General features: G+C 71.1%; 17 protein-coding genes. 5 read left to right on the top strand and 12 right to left on the bottom strand.

The window, feature by feature from the left end; genetic code table 11:
* Nucleotides 1–17: 17 nt before the first annotated feature.
* Genes ACWDSL_RS11060 through ACWDSL_RS11045 form a run of 4 tightly spaced genes read right to left on the bottom strand, consistent with a single transcriptional unit; the run spans nt 18 to nt 4,082 of the window.
* Nucleotides 18–1,076 carry an iron-siderophore ABC transporter substrate-binding protein gene (locus ACWDSL_RS11060; protein WP_450483946.1) on the bottom strand — a complete coding sequence of 353 codons (1,059 nt, stop codon included), beginning with the start codon at nt 1,074–1,076 and terminating at the stop codon, nt 18–20.
* A gap of 10 nt (nt 1,077–1,086) precedes the next feature.
* Nucleotides 1,087–1,980 carry an ABC transporter ATP-binding protein gene (locus ACWDSL_RS11055; protein ID WP_450483944.1) on the bottom strand — a complete coding sequence of 298 codons (894 nt, stop codon included), beginning with the start codon at nt 1,978–1,980 and terminating at the stop codon, nt 1,087–1,089.
* A 3-nt stretch (nt 1,981–1,983) separates the two neighbouring features.
* A complete protein-coding gene (locus tag ACWDSL_RS11050) occupies nt 1,984–3,090 on the bottom strand; it encodes a FecCD family ABC transporter permease (protein WP_450483942.1) in 1,107 nt (368 codons plus the stop codon).
* Nucleotides 3,091–3,092: 2 nt separating this feature from the next.
* Nucleotides 3,093–4,082, bottom strand: a complete 990-nt coding sequence (locus ACWDSL_RS11045; protein WP_450483940.1) for a FecCD family ABC transporter permease — start codon at nt 4,080–4,082, stop codon at nt 3,093–3,095.
* A gap of 338 nt (nt 4,083–4,420) precedes the next feature.
* Here ACWDSL_RS11045 and ACWDSL_RS11040 point away from each other — a divergent pair, with 338 nt between their 5' ends.
* Genes ACWDSL_RS11040 through ACWDSL_RS11025 form a run of 4 tightly spaced genes read left to right on the top strand, consistent with a single transcriptional unit; the run spans nt 4,421 to nt 7,201 of the window.
* A complete protein-coding gene (locus ACWDSL_RS11040; RefSeq protein WP_450483938.1) occupies nt 4,421–5,455 on the top strand; it encodes a zinc-dependent alcohol dehydrogenase family protein in 1,035 nt (344 codons plus the stop codon).
* Nucleotides 5,456–5,502: 47 nt separating this feature from the next.
* Complete coding sequence (locus ACWDSL_RS11035) at nt 5,503–5,967, top strand: SDR family oxidoreductase (RefSeq protein WP_450483936.1); 465 nt, start codon at nt 5,503–5,505, stop codon at nt 5,965–5,967.
* A gap of 56 nt (nt 5,968–6,023) precedes the next feature.
* Nucleotides 6,024–6,377, top strand: a complete 354-nt coding sequence (locus tag ACWDSL_RS11030; protein ID WP_450483934.1) for a hypothetical protein — start codon at nt 6,024–6,026, stop codon at nt 6,375–6,377.
* The gene (locus ACWDSL_RS11025; protein WP_450483932.1) at nt 6,374–7,201 is read left to right on the top strand and encodes a thioesterase family protein; all 828 of its coding nucleotides are present in this window, start codon (nt 6,374–6,376) and stop codon (nt 7,199–7,201) included. The genes ACWDSL_RS11030 and ACWDSL_RS11025 overlap by 4 nt, the downstream gene beginning before the upstream one ends.
* Nucleotides 7,202–7,213: 12 nt before the next feature.
* Here the strand turns inward: ACWDSL_RS11025 and ACWDSL_RS11020 are convergent, their stop codons facing one another.
* The 8 genes from ACWDSL_RS11020 to ACWDSL_RS10985 all read right to left on the bottom strand — a co-directional run bounded on the left by ACWDSL_RS11020 (nt 7,214) and on the right by ACWDSL_RS10985 (nt 15,911).
* Nucleotides 7,214–7,975, bottom strand: coding sequence for a DUF6461 domain-containing protein (locus tag ACWDSL_RS11020; RefSeq protein WP_450483930.1), 762 nt, complete (start codon nt 7,973–7,975; stop codon nt 7,214–7,216).
* Between the two features lie 117 nt (nt 7,976–8,092).
* On the bottom strand, nt 8,093–8,773 hold the full coding sequence (locus ACWDSL_RS11015; protein ID WP_450483928.1) for a VOC family protein: 681 nt from the start codon (nt 8,771–8,773) through the stop codon (nt 8,093–8,095).
* Nucleotides 8,774–8,789: 16 nt separating this feature from the next.
* Nucleotides 8,790–10,148: an MFS transporter gene (locus ACWDSL_RS11010; RefSeq protein ID WP_450483926.1), complete on the bottom strand. Its 1,359-nt coding sequence runs from the start codon at nt 10,146–10,148 to the stop codon at nt 8,790–8,792.
* Between the two features lie 71 nt (nt 10,149–10,219).
* Nucleotides 10,220–11,194, bottom strand: a complete 975-nt coding sequence (locus tag ACWDSL_RS11005; protein WP_450483924.1) for an amidohydrolase family protein — start codon at nt 11,192–11,194, stop codon at nt 10,220–10,222.
* The gene (locus tag ACWDSL_RS11000) at nt 11,191–11,664 is read right to left on the bottom strand and encodes a hypothetical protein (RefSeq protein WP_450483922.1); all 474 of its coding nucleotides are present in this window, start codon (nt 11,662–11,664) and stop codon (nt 11,191–11,193) included. The genes ACWDSL_RS11005 and ACWDSL_RS11000 overlap by 4 nt, the downstream gene beginning before the upstream one ends.
* Nucleotides 11,665–11,715: 51 nt before the next feature.
* On the bottom strand, nt 11,716–12,906 hold the full coding sequence (locus tag ACWDSL_RS10995) for an FAD binding domain-containing protein (protein WP_450483920.1): 1,191 nt from the start codon (nt 12,904–12,906) through the stop codon (nt 11,716–11,718).
* Entirely contained in the window at nt 12,903–14,303 is a 1,401-nt protein-coding gene (locus ACWDSL_RS10990; protein WP_450483918.1) for an MFS transporter, read from the bottom strand. The genes ACWDSL_RS10995 and ACWDSL_RS10990 overlap by 4 nt, the downstream gene beginning before the upstream one ends.
* Before the next feature lie 93 nt (nt 14,304–14,396).
* Nucleotides 14,397–15,911: an aldehyde dehydrogenase family protein gene (locus ACWDSL_RS10985; RefSeq protein ID WP_450483916.1), complete on the bottom strand. Its 1,515-nt coding sequence runs from the start codon at nt 15,909–15,911 to the stop codon at nt 14,397–14,399.
* A 182-nt stretch (nt 15,912–16,093) separates the two neighbouring features.
* Here ACWDSL_RS10985 and ACWDSL_RS10980 point away from each other — a divergent pair, with 182 nt between their 5' ends.
* Complete coding sequence (locus ACWDSL_RS10980) at nt 16,094–17,968, top strand: helix-turn-helix domain-containing protein (protein ID WP_450483914.1); 1,875 nt, start codon at nt 16,094–16,096, stop codon at nt 17,966–17,968.
* Nucleotides 17,969–17,990 lie beyond the last annotated feature (22 nt).

Here is a 17,990-nt window from a genome sequence, read left to right as displayed (position 1 = left end):
GTCGGGGCCACGCGCGGTCAGGACGCCGGTTGTGTCACCCGCGTGGCGGGCTTGCCGTCGACGGCGGCGGCCAGTTGCGGGGCCAGCCGGTCGAGCGTGTACGGCAGGCTCAGGACCGTCACGAAGGAGATGGCGTTCCCGTAGTCGCTGGACTCCTTGACGTAGACCTCGCGGTCCTGTTTCGCCACCTTCAGATCGGCGTAGAGGGGGTTCCGGTCGAGCTTGCCCTCGTCCTCGGCCGGGTCGGCGACGATCCACACGATCGCATCGGTGTCCAGCAGATCGGTGCGCTCCTTGCTGATATTGGCGCCGAACTCGTCACCGATCACCTTGTCCAGATCGGCCGGGAGGGTGAAGCCGAGGTCGGTGAGGACGCGGGAGCGCGGGTCCTGGCTGCCGAAGACGAAGATGCCGTCGTAGGGGGTGGCCATCACCGCGTCGGCCCCGGCGAAGGCCGGGTGTTCGGCGGCCACGGTCCTGAATGTGGTCTGGACGCCCTTGACCAGCTCCTTCGCCTTGGCCTTCTGCCCGAGCGCGGTGCCGATGAGCTCCGTCTGCCGCTGCCACGGAACGCCGAAGTCGTTGTACTCCTTGGGCTGGGCCACCACCGGCGCGAACTTCGACAGCGTCTCGTACTGCTCCTTGGTCAGGCCGCCGTAGACCGCGAGGATGAGGTCCGGCCGAAGCGCGGCGATCTTCTCCGTCTGCGGCCCCGTGCCGGTGTCCTTGAGTACGGTCGGTGTCTTCGCGCTGCCCAGTTCGTCCCGGGCCCAGGGGCCGATGGCGCCCTCGTAGCCGCCGTTCCACTCGGTGGTGCCGACCGGCACCTTGCCGAGAGCGAGCACGGCGTCCTGGTCGGTCAGGCCGACGGTGACGATCCGCTTGGGCTCGTTCTTGATGGTGGTGCTGCCGTACTTGTGCGGGATGGTCACCGGAAAGGCGCCGCCCGAGGCGGCCGAAGTGCCGTCGTCGGTCCCGGAGTCCTCCTCCGAGCCGCAGGCGGTGGCGGTGGTGAACACGAGCAGTACGGAGGCGAGCACCGCGGCGAGCCGGGTGCCTCTCAAAGAGCCGCGCATCAGTCGTCCTTCATGGTCGGGTCGGTGCTGTGACGGTGCGTGGGAGGTGTTCGGCCGGTCGCTCGCGCCGCTCCCCGTGGTGGCGCCCCATCGGGATGACCATCGGGGTGCCGCTGACCGGGTCCGAGGTGACCTGGCAGCTGAGGCCGAAGACGTCCTCGACGGTCTCGGCGGTGATGACCTCGGCGGGCGCGCCCTCGGCGGCGATCCGCCCCGCCTTCATGGCCACCACGTGGTCGGCGTAGCGGCAGGCCTGGTTGAGGTCGTGCAGCACCATCACCACCGTGCGGCGCTCCCGCCGGTTGAGGTCCGTGACCAGGTCCAGGACGTCGACCTGGTGCGCGAGATCCAGGTACGTCGTCGGCTCGTCCAGCAGCAGCACCGCGGTGTCCTGCGCCACCGCCATGGCGATCCAGGCGCGCTGGCGCTGGCCACCGGACAGTTCGTCCAGCGGCCGGTCCGCCAGCTCGGTCATGCCCGTGGCGGCCAGTGCCCGCTGGACGGCCTGTTCGTCGGCGCCCGACCACTGCCGCCACCACGTCTGGTGCGGTGAACGGCCGCGCCCCACCAGGTCGATGACGGTCAGCCCGTCCGGCGCCGCCGGGCTCTGCGGCAGGATGCCGAGCCGCCGGGCCAGCTCCCGGGTCGGGACGGAGCGCAGCTCCTGGCCGTCGAGGTGGACGGCGCCCCCGCGGGGCGCGAGCAGCCGGGCGAGGGCGCGCAGCAGGGTGGACTTGCCGCAGGCGTTGGCGCCCACGATGGCCGTGATCCGTCCGGGGGGTACGGCCAGATCGAGGCCGTCCACCACCAGCCGGTTGTCGTAGGCCAGGCGCAGCCCACTCGCCCGCAGGTCCGGGTCCGGGTCGGGGTCCGCGCCGGGGGTCGGCAGGGGATCAGCCGACATGGATCAACCTCCTGATCCCGCGCGGTTGGCGCGGACGAGCAGCCAGAGCAGGACGGGCGCGCCGAGCACGCCGGTGACGATTCCGACCGGCAGCTCCGTGCCGGAGATCAGGGTGCGGGCGATGAGATCGCTGCCGAGCACCATCAGCGCCCCGGTCAGCCCCGAGGCGACCGTGGGCGGCCAGGCGGTGGCCGCCAGCCGCTGGGCGACCTGCGGTGCGGCCAGCGCCACGAAGGCCACCGGGCCGGCCGCGGCGGTGGCGAAGGCGATCAGCCCGACACCGGTGAGCAGGACGGCGAGCCGCACCGGCTGCACCCGGGTGCCGAGGCCGGTGGCGACGTCGTCGCCGAGCTGCAGGGTGCGCAGCAGCCGGCCGAGCAGCAGCGCCGCCGGCAACAGCACCGCCAGGGCGGCGACCAGCGGCGTGGTCTGGGACCAGGTCCGGCCGTTGAGGTTGCCCACCAGCCAGCCGAGGGCGGCCTGTGCCTGGAAGTTGCCGCCCTTGGCCACCAGATAGTCGGTGGCGCTGGTGCAGATCCAGGCCACCCCGATGCCGACCAGGATGATCCGGTAGCCGGTGGCGCCGCGCCGCCAGGCGAGCGCGTACACGGCCAGCGCGGTGACGAGCGCGCCGAGCAGCCCGAGGGTCTGGGTGCCGAGGCCGCCGTCCCAGCCCAGCACGATGCCCGCCACCACGGCGGTGCCCGCGCCCTGGGTGAGGCCGATCATGTCGGGGCTGGCGAGCGGATTGCGGGTCATGGTCTGGAAGAGGCCGCCGGAGACGCCGAAGGCGATCCCGGCCAGCAGACCCACCAGGGCCCGCGGCAGCCGCAGTTCGCGGACCACCAGCACGGTGGCGGGGTCTCCGGAGCCGGTGAGGGCGCGTACGACATCGGCGAAGGCGATCGGGTAGTCGCCGATCGACAGCCCCCAGCAGAACAGGACGGCGACGGCGGCGGCGAGCAGCGCGCACAGCGTCACCAGCCGGGGCCGCAGGATCCCGGACACGGGCGGTACGGCGAGCCGGTAGCCGCGGAAGGACCGTACGGGCGTATGTCCCTCGGCCGCCGGGAACTTCGGCGGCCGAGGCGTGGAGCGGGTGACGGCCATCGTCACACCTCCGCCAGACGGTGCCGGCGGACCAGGGCGATGAAGAACGGCCCGCCGATGAAGGCGACGATCACCCCGGCCTGCACCTCGGTGGGCCGGGCGACCATCCGGCCGACGATGTCCGCGGTGAGCAGCAGAGCGGGCGCGAGTACGGCGGACAGCGGCAGCAACCAGCGGTGGTCCGGGCCGAGCCCCGCCGACCGGGCGAGGACACGGGCGAGGTGGGGGACCACCAGGCCGATGAAGACGACCGGCCCGATGGCCGCGACCGCCGCACCGGTCAGCAGGGTGATCGCGGCGACCCCCTGGAGCCGGACCAGGCCCGGCCGACGCCCCAGCGAGGCCGCCACGTCGTCGCCGAGGGCCAGGCTGTTGAGGGCCGGTGCGCAGGCCAGGGCCAGGACCGTACCCGGGAGGAGGAAGGGCAGCATACGCAGTACCGTGGCGCCGTCCTGGTCCGCCATCGAACCGGCCGACCAGAAGCGGTAGCGGTCCAGCACATCGGGGTCGGTGAGCACGACGGCGCTGGTGAGCGACGAGAGCAGCGAGGTCACCGAGACGCCGGCGAGTGCCAGCTTGACCGGCGTCGGGCCGGAGCGCCCGAGCCCGCCGAGGAGGTAGACCAGGACGCTCGCCGCGAGCGCACCGGCGAAGGCGAACCAGATGTACCCGTGGAACGAGCCGAGCCCGAACACCCCCACCGCCAGCACGATGGCGAACGACGCGCCCGCACTGACCCCCAGCACTCCGGGATCCGCGAGCGGATTGCGGGTCAGGGCCTGCATGACGGCGCCGGACAGACCGAGGGCGGCGCCCGCCGTGAGACCGAGCGCGGTACGCGGCACCCGGGCCGACCAGACGATGTTGTCCACGAACCGGCTCGGCGGGTCGCCGATCAGCGCCCGTACCACCTGGTCCGGCGGGATACTCGCCGCGCCCAGGGCGAGTGACAGCAGGCAGATGATCCCCAGTGCCACGACCAGCAGTGTCATGAGCAGAACGGGGCGGGCTCTCTTGCCCCGCCTCACCGTGCGGTCTCCAACGGCCAACTCCCTTGAATCCGGCGCGGCTTCATCGCGGTGCTGAACAGGGGATCCCCCACCCAGAGGCCCTTTTGGTTAGGTAAACCTTACCTTAGCGCGGCCGGGTGTCGGCGACGACGGGGTCCGGTGAGCCGAATAACGGCGGGCGCGTGGGGGGCCCTGTCGCTCCCCGGAACACCGCTCCCCGGAACACCGCTCCCCGGAACACCGCGGTCTGCCGCGCGACGCGCCCGCGCGGGAGTGTCGAACGTGTCGGAATCATCCGCTGACCCCTGGGAGCAACCTTCATGCGAGCAACACTGATGTACGGCTCCGGCGACGTCCGCGTCGAGAACGTCCCGGACCCGAAGATCCAGCAGCCCACCGACGCCGTCGTACGTGTCCTGCGCGCCTGTGTCTGCGGCAGCGACCTGTGGCCGTACGGCTCCATGCCGGCCACGGAGCACGGCGTGCGCATGGGCCATGAGTTCCTCGGCGTCATCGAGGACACCGGCGCGGACGTGTCCGGCCTCACCCGTGGCGACCTGGTCGTCGCCCCCTTCGTCTGGTCCGACAACACCTGCGACTTCTGCGCCGAGGGCCTGCACACCTCCTGCCGGCACGGTGGCCTGTGGGCGCGGGACGGCATCGACGGCGGACAGGGCGAGGCGGTACGGGTGCCGCAGGCGCAGGGCACGCTGGTGAAACTGCCGGTGGCCGAGGACTCCGCCCTCCTGCCCTCCCTGCTCACCCTCTCCGACGTCCTGTGCACCGGCCACCACTGCGCGGTCACGGCCGGGGTCAACCCCCGTACGACCGTGACGGTGATCGGTGACGGCGCGGTGGGACTGTCCGCGGTCATCAGCGCCAAGCGGCTCGGTGCCGAGCGGATCATCCTGATGGGCCGGCACAAGGACCGCACCGACCTGGGCCGGGACTTCGGCGCCACCGACATCGTGTCCGAACGCGGTGAGGAGGGCGTCGAGCGCGTACGGGAGCTGACCGGCGGCGACGGCACCCACACCGTGCTGGAGTGCGTCGGCACCCTGCCCGCCCTGCAGACGTCACTGGGCGTGGCCCGCGCGGGCGGCACGGTCAGCCGGGTCGGCGCGCCCCAGTACGGCGAAGTCCCCCTCGGCTTCCCGGAGTTCATGAACAACATCACCCTCACCGGCGGCGTGGCCCCGGCCCGTGCCTACATCGAGGAGTTGCTGCCCGACATCCTCGAGGGCCGTATCCAGCCCGGACGTGTCTTCGACCGCACGGTGGGCCTGGGCGACACACCCGAGGGCTATCGGGCGATGGCGGCCCGCGAGGCACTGAAGGTGCTGGTGACTCCCTGATCCCCTGACTCCCGGATCCCCGCCGCCATGAAGCAAAGGATCCTGACGTGAGCAAGGGAATCGCCGTCGTCATCGGCGCGGGCAGCATCGGCCGCGCCATCGCCCGCCGTATCGGTGCCGGACGCCTTCTGCTGCTGGCCGACTACAGCGACAAGGCGCTGGCCGAAGCCGCGGAACAGCTCGGCGACGAGGGCAACGAGGTGACCACCCGGGTCACCGACGTCTCCGACCGCGCCGCGGTCGAGGCCCTGGCCGACGCGGCGGCCGGGCTGGGGCCGGTCTCGCTGCCGTTCCTCCAGCCCGACCAGGTGGGTTCCTCGGTCCACGCGTACGCCCTCTCCAAGCGGGCCAACTCGCTGCGCGTGCAGACCGCGGCCGCCGCGTGGGGCAAGCGCGGAGCCCGTGTCAACGCCGTCAGCCCCGGGGTGATCATCACGCCCCTGGCCAAGGACGAGCTCTCCGGTCCCCGCGCCGAGTGGTTCCAGCGCACCGGGGAGCTGACGACCCCCTGACGGCCTCAGACCGCCACCAAAGCCTCCGCGCGCCGAGCCCGGAAGCGGGTCACGCGGTGGCCCGGCTGGGCAACTCCGGCCTGACCGTGTCCACCGCCGGCCTCGGCTGCAGCAACCTCGGGCGACCGAACACCGCCAGTTTCACCAAGGAGGGCGCCAACGCCGTGGTGCGAGCCGCCCTCGACAGTCCGGTGCAACAGGTCAACCACTACAACCTGCTGGACCACCGCGCGGATTCTCTCGGCGGCGACCTCGCCGCCGAGGTGACGGAGCCGGACACCGACCTCCGACTCGCGCCCCGTCGCCCTTATGCTGAGGTCGGTGTAGGCGGCACTGAACAGAGCGGCCCGAGCGGCGGGCGGCCGAGTGGTGTCGGTGTGTGTCGTGCTGAACGGAGAGAACGTCGTTGACCGAGGACGCGTGGACCGTGCCGAGTTATTACGAGCGCATCGACGAGGGGCGGTACAAGCCGACCGCCCACGCGAGCGGGGCTTGGAGCACGGACGAGCAGCACTTCAGCCCGCTCGGTGGCCTCGTCGTCCACGCCATGGAGCGCCACCTCGACTCCGAAGCACGGCCGGGCATGCTGTTCAGCCGCTTGAGCTTCGACATCCTCGGGCGGATCGCCCTCGACGAGTGTCAGATCTCCGTGGAGACGGTCAGGCCCGGCCGCACCATAGAACTCGTCGAGGCGGCGGTCACCATCGCCGAACGCACCGTCGTACGCGCCCGTGCCTGGCTTCTGGCCGCGCAGGACACCAGCGCCGTGGCAGGCGGTGAGCCTGCGGCGCTGCCCGCTCCCGAACCGCTCGACGGCTGGGCGCTGTCCGAGCAGTGGCCGGGCGGCTATATCGCGTCCCTTGACCTGAGGCCCGTCGGCACACCGCGCCCCGGCCGCACCACGGCCTGGGTCTCCACTCCGCTGGCGCTGGTCCACGGTGAGCAAAGCGGCGCGTTGGCGAACTACATCGCACTTGTCGACACCGCCAACGGCATCGCCGTACGACAGCCGCCCACGCAGTGGATGTACCCGAACGTCGACATGTCCGTGCACCTCTACCGGCGGCCAGAGGGGCGCTGGACCGGGCTGGACACCACGGTTGTCTTCGGGGCCACGGGGCTGGGCGTCACCAGCACGGTTCTGCACGACGTGCACGGTCCGGTCGGATATGCGCAGCAGGCGCTCACGGTGCGCCCGCACCCGCGCCGCGAGGCGTCGGACGAAGACGAGTAGCGCGTCGCAGCGTCAGTCACTGGTGGCGTGCTGGTAGGCCCGTCGCAGGAGGGCGGGGATCAGACGGAGCCGACCGCTGGGGAGCGGATAGCCGTTGGCGGTGGCCCAGGCGCAGACGACGTCGAAGTCGGGGTCCTCGGTGGTCATATCCGGGGTGCCACTGACCGCGTACGCGGGAAGCCGCGCCTCGGTGAGCAAGGCCGGGGGCAGGGAGAGGCCGAAGCGCTCTTCGACGACGGCGAGAGCGCGGCGGCGACGGGCGGTGTAGTCCACGTTCTCGTGATCACCGTACGCGGTCCCGTCGGGGCGCAGAATCCCGGCGGCGACGAGGGCGGGCAGCAGCAGATCCCGCTCCTCGCCCCAACGGACGGTCTCCTCGCACAGCCCGAAGCCGCAGATGGAGCGGCCGTCGTGGGCGTAGAAGACGGTGGCAGGCGGATGTTCCCCCACTGGCACGTAGTGGATGGCCTCCGCGCCCCCGCGGGAGATGTCTTTCAGACGGTCGCCTCCGGTGGAGTCACCGTACTCGACTGCGAACGCCCATCCGGCGTGCTCACCGACCCGGACCACACCGTCGCCCCTCTCACCGGGCCGGTAGACCGTCATGCCCAGCTCCAGCACTTCGGCATCGGCGATCGGCTGGGTCCCCGCCCCGGGCGCCCCGCCCATCCGTACCGCCAGCTCCTCCGCGTCGATCCCCCGGGCAAAGACCAGACCGGACATCCAGCCTGCCGCCCCGTCCCCGTCGGCCAGCCACCGAATACCGTCACCCATGACACCCTCCCCGTACTGGTGGGCAACGCTTCTGCGCTGTCCACCTCGACCCTAGGGGGCACCACTGACAACGCCTTGAGCATCCGTGGGTGACTGACCTCGACGGGGTGGCCGGTCCTAGCTCGCCGGCTGTCGGGGCTCGGTGACCGCCGTGCGGCGGATCACCACCTCGCCCTCGTCCGTGGCGACGGCGACCGCGTACAGACCGGGACGTCCGCCGTTGTACTTCAGGGGAAGGTCGGCCGCGCCGTCGCCCAGCCATGCGCGCATATCCGCCTCGGTGCCGCCGACCTCCATCCAGGTGATCCCCTGGGGCGTGTTCCGCTGCCCGTCACGCGGCTGTGCCCCCGGGTGCTCGGAGAGGTCTTCGATCAGGAACACGTTGGGCACTCCCCGCTGCCAGCAGGGGATCGTCTCGGGGACACGGATGGCGTTGCGCTGCACGCCGTCCGTCCGCTTGCGCAGTGGCTTGTCGATGATGTCGGTGCCGAAGTGCTCGGCCAGCTTCTCCAGTTCGTCGCGCGTGTCGACTCGCAGGCACCAGCCGATGAACACGTCGCCGCCCTCGATCTGGTCGTAGAACCAGCGGGCGCTGGGGTTGGTCTGCGGCGAGTAGGCGTCGATGACGCTCTCGACCTCGATGTACTGGTCCGGTCCGAGCGGGACGATGCGGTTGGCGATGCCGAGGTGCGGGAACCAGCCCCCCTCGTACTGCCCGAACCCCGTTTCCGCGCAGAGCTGTTCGGTGCCCGCGTAGATGTTGCGGGACCCGAGCGAGATGTGGTCGATCGTGAGCAAGGTGTTTCGTCCTTCGTCAGTGCGAGGTGACTTCTTCGAGGTCGTCGTGGTGCCGGGCCGGGGTGTGGGAGGTGGCGGTCTTCGCCCGTATCCGGTTGCCGGCCACGGTGACGACGGCACAGCCGATGAGTGAGGCGGCGATGAAGTACAGGCCGCTGTTGTAGTTTCCGGTCGTGTCGCGCAGCCATCCCACGATGTAGGGGGCCAGGAAGCTGCCGACGTTGCCGAGCATCGTGGTGAGCGCGATGCCGACGGACATGGCGACGGGGCCGTGCAGGTGTCCGACCGGGATCTGCCACATCAGGAAGAGGGCGGCATAGATACCGGATGTGAGCAGGACCGTACCGAGCAGGGTGAGCCCCAGACCGGTGGTGTTGGCGGCCAGTACGGTGCCGCCGGCGGCCAGCAGCGCACCGCAGGCCACGTGCCACACCCGCTCGTTGCGCCGGTCCGAACTGGACACCCAGACCAGGGCGACGAGTGTCGCGGGGATGTAGACGGACCCGGACAGCAGGCCCGTCTGGAGCACGCTCAGCTTGGTGTGGGCCTGTTCGGCGAAGCCGGTGATGATCAGCGGAAGGAAGGAGGTGATGGCGACGAAGCCGACCCACAGCAGGCTGACGCCCACGGAGAGGGTGACCATGCGGAGGTCGCGCAGGCGCTCGAGGACATCGCTGAACCGGATCTTCGGCTTCTCCGTGGCGCTCTCCGCCGTGGTGACCCGGAGCAGGGCCTCCCGTTCCGGCTCGGTGAGCCAGGTGGCGGTCGTCGGGGAGTCGGTCAGGAAGCGGAGCAGGACCAGACCGAGGATGATCGTCGGAACCCCCTCCAGGATGAACATCCAGCGCCACCCGGCCACTCCCAGCACGCCGTGGGCGTACTGGATGATGGCCGCGGACAGCGGCGTGCCCAGGATCGCGTAGAACGGCAGACACACCAGAGCGGTGACCCGCCCGCGCATCCGCGGCGGGAACCAGATCGTCAGATACATCAGCATCCCGGGGAGCATGCCTGCCTCGACGGCGCCCAAGGCGATTCTGGTCGCGATGAGGCTGCCCTCGCCCTGGATCAGGCTCGACAGAACGGCGACGACGCCCCAGGACATCGTGAGCAGTCCCAGCCAGCGCCGGGGGCCCAGCCGGTTGAGCGCCAGGTTGCCGGGGACTTGCAGGGCGATATAGCCGGCCGAGAAGATCCCGGTGGCGAAGCCGAAGGCGGAGGTGCTGATGCCGAGGTCGGCGTTCATCGTCAGCGCGGCGGTCCCGACGTTGACGCGGTCGAGATAGCCGGCCGTGTACAGGAGCAGGACCAATGGGCCCAGCCGTCTGAGGGCCTTTCTGACCGCCTGGCGCTCGGCCAGGGGGATGTCTGACACGGTGGGTTCCCTTCTCGGAACGGCTCGGTACGGCTGGAGCGGTCTGTCCGCCGGTCTCGGCGCCGGGCCCGTCACAGCCCGAGGAACGCCCGCGCGTTGGCGGTGAGCGTTCCGGCGTCGGGCCCGTGGTCGGTGGCGAAGCGGACCGGGTCGGGCTGGGCCATGTCGAACGGGTAGTCGCTCCCGCAGACGACGCCGCCCTTGGATGCCTGCGCGGCCAGCAGCCCCAGCGGTCCGGGGTCGTGGGTGACGCTGTCGAAGAAGAGCTCGCCGAACACCTCCGCAGGTGGCCGGGACGAGTGGCGGCGCACATCGGCCCGGGTCCGCCAGCCGTGGGTCCACCGGCCGAGCAGCCACGGTGCGCAGCCACCGCCGTGTACGAAGCAGATCCGCAGCCGCGGCAGCTGCTCCTTGACGCCGCCCAGGATGAGCGCGGCGACGGCGGTGGCGCTCTCGACGGGGTTGCCGACGAGGTTGGAGAGGTAGTGCTCCGACCACTCCGGCCGGGGCAGTTGCATGGGATGGACGAGCACGGCGAGGTCGAGATCCGCGGCGTCGGTGAGGATGTGGCGCAGTACGCCCCGGTCAAGCGAGCCGCCGGCGAGCAGCGGCGGGATCGCGATCCCGGCGATGCCTTCGGTCCGGGCCAGCCGCTCCATCTGGGCGCGGGCCTCGTCGGCGTCGTCGAGGCCGACCAGGCCGAGCCCCACGAGCCTGCCGGCGGAGTCGGAGACCACGGCGGACAGCGCGTCGTTGAACGCCGTCACATACGCATCGGCCCCCGGCACACCGCCCACGGGGAACGCGAACGGTGGCGCGGACAGGACTCGTACCCCCACACCCGTGGCGCGCATGTCCTGGAGGATCGCGGGGACATCGCTCATCGCCCGGGTCGGAATGGACAGCGGGATGTCACCGAGGTGGAGTTCGCCGTCGCGGTCGTGCATACCTCCGTACGGAGCGCCCGGGGGGAGGTGGAACAGCTCGGTGGGCAGCCAGTGGGCGTGGACGTCGATGACGCCCTCGGCGAGCGGGGCGCTGATCACGCCTGTCCCTCCTGCCGGGCGGCGTCCGACCCGTCGCCGTGGATGTCCAGCGGCGCGTTGGCGCTGTCGAGGTGTTCGACGGTGGTGAAGACGAGTTCGGTGTCGCCGACGTTCTCGATGTCGTGCAGCAGGTGTTCGCCCGGCCCGAAGGTGAAGTGGCGGGTCTCCCCGGCGTTGTAGGAGACCTCCCGGGTCGTGCCGTCGTGCGTGTGCTGACGACTGCGGCCGGCGTTCACCGCGGTCCAGAAGTAGTCGAGGACATGCCGGTGGGCGTGCCAGCGCTCGCCGGGGGCGAGCCGGATCTCCCAGACCCGCACCCGCGGTGTCTCGCTCAGCAGCCGGGAGCCGACCCGGCCGTCGTGGGAGTGCGCCTCGAACTCCGCGCGCAGCTCCTGCGGCCATCCGTCGAATCCGCCGGCGACGAGGTCGCCTGCCAGCGGCAGGTCCGCGAGAAAGTTGTCACTGGTCATCGTTTTCTCCTTGGGTGTGTTCCGTGGTGGGCCGAGGCGTATCCGCGGGCGTCACCGCCCGGGGCCGTACAGCCCGAATCGCAGGCTCGGGTCGCCGGGCTGCCAGGTGTTCGAGAACTGGGACCGCTCGCCCATCGCGACGACCCGCTCCAGCAGCCGGGCGCTGAGTTCGAGCTGGACCGGCTCCCATGTGTGCAGGGCGGCGCCGATGTCGCCCTCCGCCTCCCGGAGCGCGCCGACCAGGGCCCAGGCGTCGGCCGCCGCTTTCGCGGTGCCGGCCGCTGCGTGCGGCCGGGCGGCACACGCGGCGTCGCCGATCAGGGCCACCCGGCCCTCGGCCATCCGGGACGCGCGCGCATCGGAGACGACCTGGATGTACGGCGTGGCCGTGGCGGTCACGACATCGGCTGCCGCGGGGGAGAGCATCCGCCGCGCGGCGTCCCGCATCTCGGCCACGTAGCGGTCCTGGACCTGGGCGGGGTGGATGGACACCGTGCCGGGGAAGCCGCGCTTGTCGATCAGCATCTCCGACAGCTCGGGGCCCTCGGGCACGTTCCGGTACCAGACGTAGTTCATGAGCCGGTCCTGCGGCCCGGTCCCGCCTTCGCCGGGGATCGGGTAGAGCGTGATGTGCGAATGGGGCACCACGGTGTAGGTGATGGAGTCCTTCAGCAGCTCACGGGTGTCCTCGGACAGGTCCTTCTCCGGGACCGTGCCGCGCCAGCCGATGTATCCCGAGTAGGTGAGGTCCGCGGCCGGGTCGAGGCGGCGGCGCCCGATGGAGGTGATTCCATCGGCGAAGACCACCAGGTCCGCCGTCACCTCGCGCCCGCTCACGAACCGCACCGTGACGGATCGCTCGTCCTGGTCGAATCCGCAGGCGTACTCGCCCAGATGGTAGTGGTCGGATCCGAAGTCGCCGAGCAGGGCGCGGTAGAACGTGCCCCACGAGGTGTAGCTCCAGGTCCGCCGCTCGCGGTGGACGATCCGGTTGTCGGTGTCCAGGTACTGCACCCAGTCCGTGGAGGTGCTGAGGTCCTGCGGATGCTGCTCACTGCGCTCGGTGAACCAGCGCAGGGTGTCCGGCTGCAGCACGATGCCGCTTCCGCGTCCGTCGAGTGCGGTGGGGGTCCGCTCGAAGACGTCGACCGTGAAGCCCAGGTCGCGCAGGAGGAGCGCGGTGGTGAGCCCGCCGATCGATCCGCCGATGACCACGGCGGTGGCACCGTCGTACGCGTTCATGTGTACATCTCCTTGCTGGTGGTCGACCCGGTCGGCGATTGCGCCCGGTCCGGGCCGAGGTCGATGGGGTCGGTCGGTAGCTCGGCGCCGCGGGTCTCCGGTGCGAAGGCGAGTCCGGCCACGGCGATCAGTCCGACCGCGGCGACACAGGTGGTGGCCAGGCCCAGGTCTCCGTCGAACCACGAGGCGGCCATGACCCCGGCCACCAGCGGACCGGCCGCGGTGATGGAGCGACCGATGCTGTTGCACAGGGCCATACCGGTGGCGCGCACACTGGGCGGGAAGAGCTCGGGGCCGTAGACGAAGGTGCCCGACAGGGCCCCGAACAGGCCGAACCCGACGACGGGCAGGGCGAGCAGAAACTCGCCGTAGCCGTGGTGGAAGGGGAAGAGATAGCCGACGCTCACGGCGGAGACGGCGAAGCTGATGGCGAAGGCCTTGCGCCGCCCGAACGCGTCGGCGAGGAAGCCCCATGAGGCATAGCCGAGGACGCCGCCCGCGTTGAACAACATCGAGGCGACCGCGACGCGGCTGTTGGCGGTCTCGGGGGACATCGCACCGGCGGCGGTCATCTGGCGGATGATCTGGGGATACCAGGTCGATACGCTCCAGAAGGCGATCAGCGAGCCGGTGGCCAGTGCCGTGCAGATCGCCGTCCTGCTCAGCAATGGCGCGGCGAGCAGCCGGCGCAGGACGAACTGGTCCGCCGCGGCGGCCTGCCCCTGTGACTTACGTGTCCGGCGTGCCGCGATGGCACCCTGGATCTCAGGGGGCTCGGGAACATAACGGCGGATGAACCACACGAGGAGCGCGGGCGCCACCGCGATGCCCATCATCAGCCGCCAGCCGTGGTCGCCGAGCAACTGGTACGCGAGCGCGGCGATGAAGAACCCGGCGGCGTAGCCGGACATCATCACGCCACAGGCCCGCGCCCGGTAGCGGTTGCGCCACACCTCGGCCACCAGTGCGGCCCCGACCGGGGCCTCGACGCCCGAACCGAGCCCGGCGACGAACCGCAGGACACCGAGTTGCCACCAGGTGTCGGCGAACGCCGCCAGCGCGGTGAACACCGCGTAGGTGACGATGCCGGCGGACAGCACCCGGACCCGCCCGAAGTAGTCGGCGAGCATGCCGAACAGAAGCCCGCCGACCGCCCAGCCGGCGAGGAACAGGGCCACGGTCAGCCCGCCGTAGAACCCGATGGCGTCGGGGTCCACCGCGACACCGCTGTGCGGCAGCAGCTCGGTCATGGCCGGGCCGAGGACCAGTGCGTAGAGGCTTCCGGCGAAGCCGTCCAGGGCCCAGCCCATCGTCGTCCCCAGCAGGACGAGCCATTGGATTCGGGTGATCTCCGTGCGCCAGCCGCGAGCGGGCGGGGCTGCCTGTGTTTTCGACATGGGCGGGTCCTTCGTTGGACGTTGCCGGACAGGAGTCGTCGTGGGAACCACGGGGAGGTTGGTGGGGAGTGGGGAAGTGTCCGGGGCGGCCGGTCAGTTGAGACGGCCGGGCTCGGCATTCCCGTACCAGTCGACGTCGTCCGCGGCGGTCCGCACCACGACGGTCTTGATCCAGGTGAAGTCGTCGAAGGACTCCTGGCCCGCGTCCCGCCCGGTGCCGGACTCCTTGACCCCGCCCCACGGGAGCGAGGGCTCCAGTCGGTGATGGTCGTTGACCCACACCATTCCGGCGGTGATACGGTCCGCGACACGGTGGCCACGAGCGATGTCCCGGGTCCACACGCCGGCCCCGAGACCGAACCGGTTGTCGTTGGCCATCGCCACCGCGTCGTCCTCCTCGTCGAAGGGCACCACGACCGCGACCGGTCCGAAGATCTCCTCGCGTGCGACGGTCATCGACATCGTGGCGTCGGCCAGCACGGTCGGCTGCAGGTAGTAGCCGGAGCCGAGCTCCGCCGGCAGGTCCGGAGCTCCTCCGCCGGCGGCGACGCGGGCGCCCTCCTGGATGCCGGTCGAGATCAGACGCAGGACCTTGTCCCGCTGGACACCGCTGATCAGCGGCCCCAGCTGGGTCTCCGGCAGCACCGGGTCCCCGATCCGGATCGCCGACGCCCGGGCGCTCAGCGCCTCGACGAACTCGTCGTAGATCCCGCGCTGGACGAGAAACCGCGAACCGGCCACACAGGACTGACCGGCCGCCACGAACGCGGCGAACGCCGCTCCTTCGGCGGCGACGACCGGGTCGATGTCGTCGAAGACGACGATCGGGGTCTTACCGCCGAGCTCCGCGGTGACACGGGCGAAGCGGGCCGCCGTGGCGACCGCCGCGGCCCGTCCGGCCTCGGTGCCACCGGTGAGCGTGATCTTGGCGATGTCGGGGTGCCCGGTGAGCCGTTCCCCCACCTCGCGTCCGCCGGTCACCACACCGACCACGCCCTCCGGCAGCCCGGCCTCGCGCAGGATGTCGACCAGCGCCAGCGTGGTCAGCGGTGTCATCTCGGAGGGCTTGACCACCACGGTGTTCCCGGTTGCCAGCGCCGCGGACAGGCTGCGCGCGAGGATCAGCAGGGGGTGGTTGAACGGTGTGATGATGCCGCACACACCGAGCGGTGACCGCCGCTGATAGGTCAGATAGGGGCCGTCGCCGGGCAGCACGGCGTCCCTCTGGGTGACCAGCAGCCCCGCGTTGTAGCGGAACCACTCCGGAACGCGCGACAGCTGCGCCCTGGTCTCGGTGATGGGCCGGCCGTTGTTCCGCGTCTCCAGCTGGAACAGCGTCTCGGTGTGCGCCTCGATCGCGTCGGCGAACCGCAGCAGATGCCTGGCCCGCTCACTGCGTGGCATACGGGGCCACGGACCGGATTCGAAGGCCGCCTTCGCCGCCCGTACCGCCTCGTCCACCTCGGCTGCCGTGTTGTCCGCGACGGTGCGGATGACCGCGCCGGTGGCCGGGTTGACGATCGCCCGATCGCGGTGCGCGGCGTCGTCCGACACCTTCGTCGTGCCGGTGGCATCGGCGTCGGCGAGCAGGGTGGTGTTCTCGTTCATGGGCTGTCCTCACGAAGGGCACAGGGCCGCGGATGCGGGGAGGGGGAGTGGTGTCCGCGTCTCGGCGCGGCAGCGTGCGGTCGAGTATCCAGACAGGCCCCGGGCATCTCCATGTTTGTGCAGACACAATCCATCGGGATATGTGTCTCTGCTGACACCCAGATGCGTGCCATGCTGGATGTATGCCGACGAAGTCACTGGAGAGCGCGGACTCCGCGGGGCCGGACGGAGCCGAGTCACACGCCGAACTGCGCCGCTGGCTGGAGGCCGTACAGGCGCTGAGCGCCGCCGTGAGCGCCGGGCGCGGTCTGCGCGAGGTCCTTGGCCTCGTCGCGGACACGGCACGGTCCCTGCTGGGATTCGACTTCTGCGGAGTCCTGATCCCCGACAGCTCCGGGCAGAACCTCGTCATCGAGGGATGGAGCGGGCTGTCGGCCGAGTACGTGGCACGTGTCAACTCCGACCGCCCGGTACGCCTGCACGGGGACGGTGTCCACCACGCGCCGTCGAGCCAGGCATTCCGGTCGGGGCTGCCGGCCGCGGTGCGGGACATCGACCGCGAGCCGCAGTTCACGCCATGGGGCGGGGTGGCGAAGGAGCAGGGCTACCGGTCGATGCTCTCGGTGCCGCTCGTCGCCGGCGGCGACGTGGTCGGCACGCTCAACAGCTACCACTCAGCCGTCCACGACTTCACCGACCACGAGGTGGAGCGGCTCACCCTGCTGGCCAACCACGCCGCGATCGCGCTCACCTCGGCACGGATGGTCGAGGAACTTCAGCAGCTGAACGTCTCGCTGCGCCGCCGGCGCGACCTGCTGACGAAATCGGAGCGGATACACCAGCGCCTCCTGGAGGTCGCTCTGCGGGCCGGTGGCCTGGACGGCATCGTCCAGGCGCTGGCGGACCTCGTGTCGCGGCCCGTGCTCGTCGAGGACGCCGGGGGCGCCGTGCTCGCGCGGACCGGCACCCCCTCGGAGCTGCCGGGCAGCGAGGTCCGGGCCGCGCTGCCACTGGAGGAGGACCCGTCGGGGCCGCACACGCTCGGCACCGGCATCGTGCGCGAAGAAGGCGGTTACGTCGCCGCCACGGTCAGGCTGGCGGGGGAGGTGGTCGCCCGGGTGTGGCTGCCGCGCGGCGCCGAGGGATTCTCACCCCTCGACGAACGGGCTCTTGAACACGCCTCGATCGTGATCTCACTCGAGCTGTTCCGGCTGCGCACCGGCACCGAGGTAGAGCACCGCCTGCGCGGCGAACTGCTCGCCGACCTCCTCAGCGGCGCCGCCGTCGACTCGCCCCCGGTCGCGGAACGCGCTCGTCGACTCGGCCACGACTTGTCCCACCCCCACATCGCCGTCGTCGGGCAGCTCGACGTGGCGACCGAATCCCGACGGTCCCTCACCTACCAGCGCGCACTGGCCCTGGTCTCCGAACTGGCCGCCGCGTACACGCCGAGACCGCTCGTCGCGATGCACCAGGGAGCCGTGGTCGCGCTGTGGCCCCTGGACAGCGTTCGTACGCTCTCGCGGGCCGCCCCGGCCGGTGAGAAACAGCGCATGGACGCTGTCGCCTCGTCGATACGGCGAGCGATGGCCTCGGTCCCGGACGCGGAGGGAGCGACCGTCGCGGTGTCCGGCGCCGAGCGGCGGACCTTTGTGCAGGCGTACCGGACCGCTCGCGGAGCGCTCAATGTGGCACTACGCACCGGGCGTTCGGACACCGTGGTGACACCGGACGACCTCGGCGTCGCGGGCCTGCTCCTGCAACTGGGCGACGCCCGGCAGTTGGTCGCCTTCGCCGACCGCACACTGGCCGCAGTGCGACAGCACGATCTGCTGCGCGGCACGCACCTGCTGCAAACGCTCCGCGTCTATCTGGACAGCGAGCTCAGCAGAACGGAGGCCGCGCACCGGCTCAGCGTCCATCCCAACACGGTGAGTCAGCGCCTGCGGCGGATCGAAACGGTGGCCGGCCTCGACCTCTCCGCTCCGGCGACCCTGGTGGAGGTCAGCGCGGCCCTGCTGCTCCTGGACGTCGCGGAGGGCGGACACCCGGCCTGACCGGGGCGGGCGAAGCCGGTTG

It is taken from the genome of Streptomyces sp. NPDC000941, from assembly GCF_053599555.1.
The sequence above is the reverse complement of the archived record's forward strand: the minus strand, read 5'-3'. Positions and strand labels throughout refer to the sequence as shown.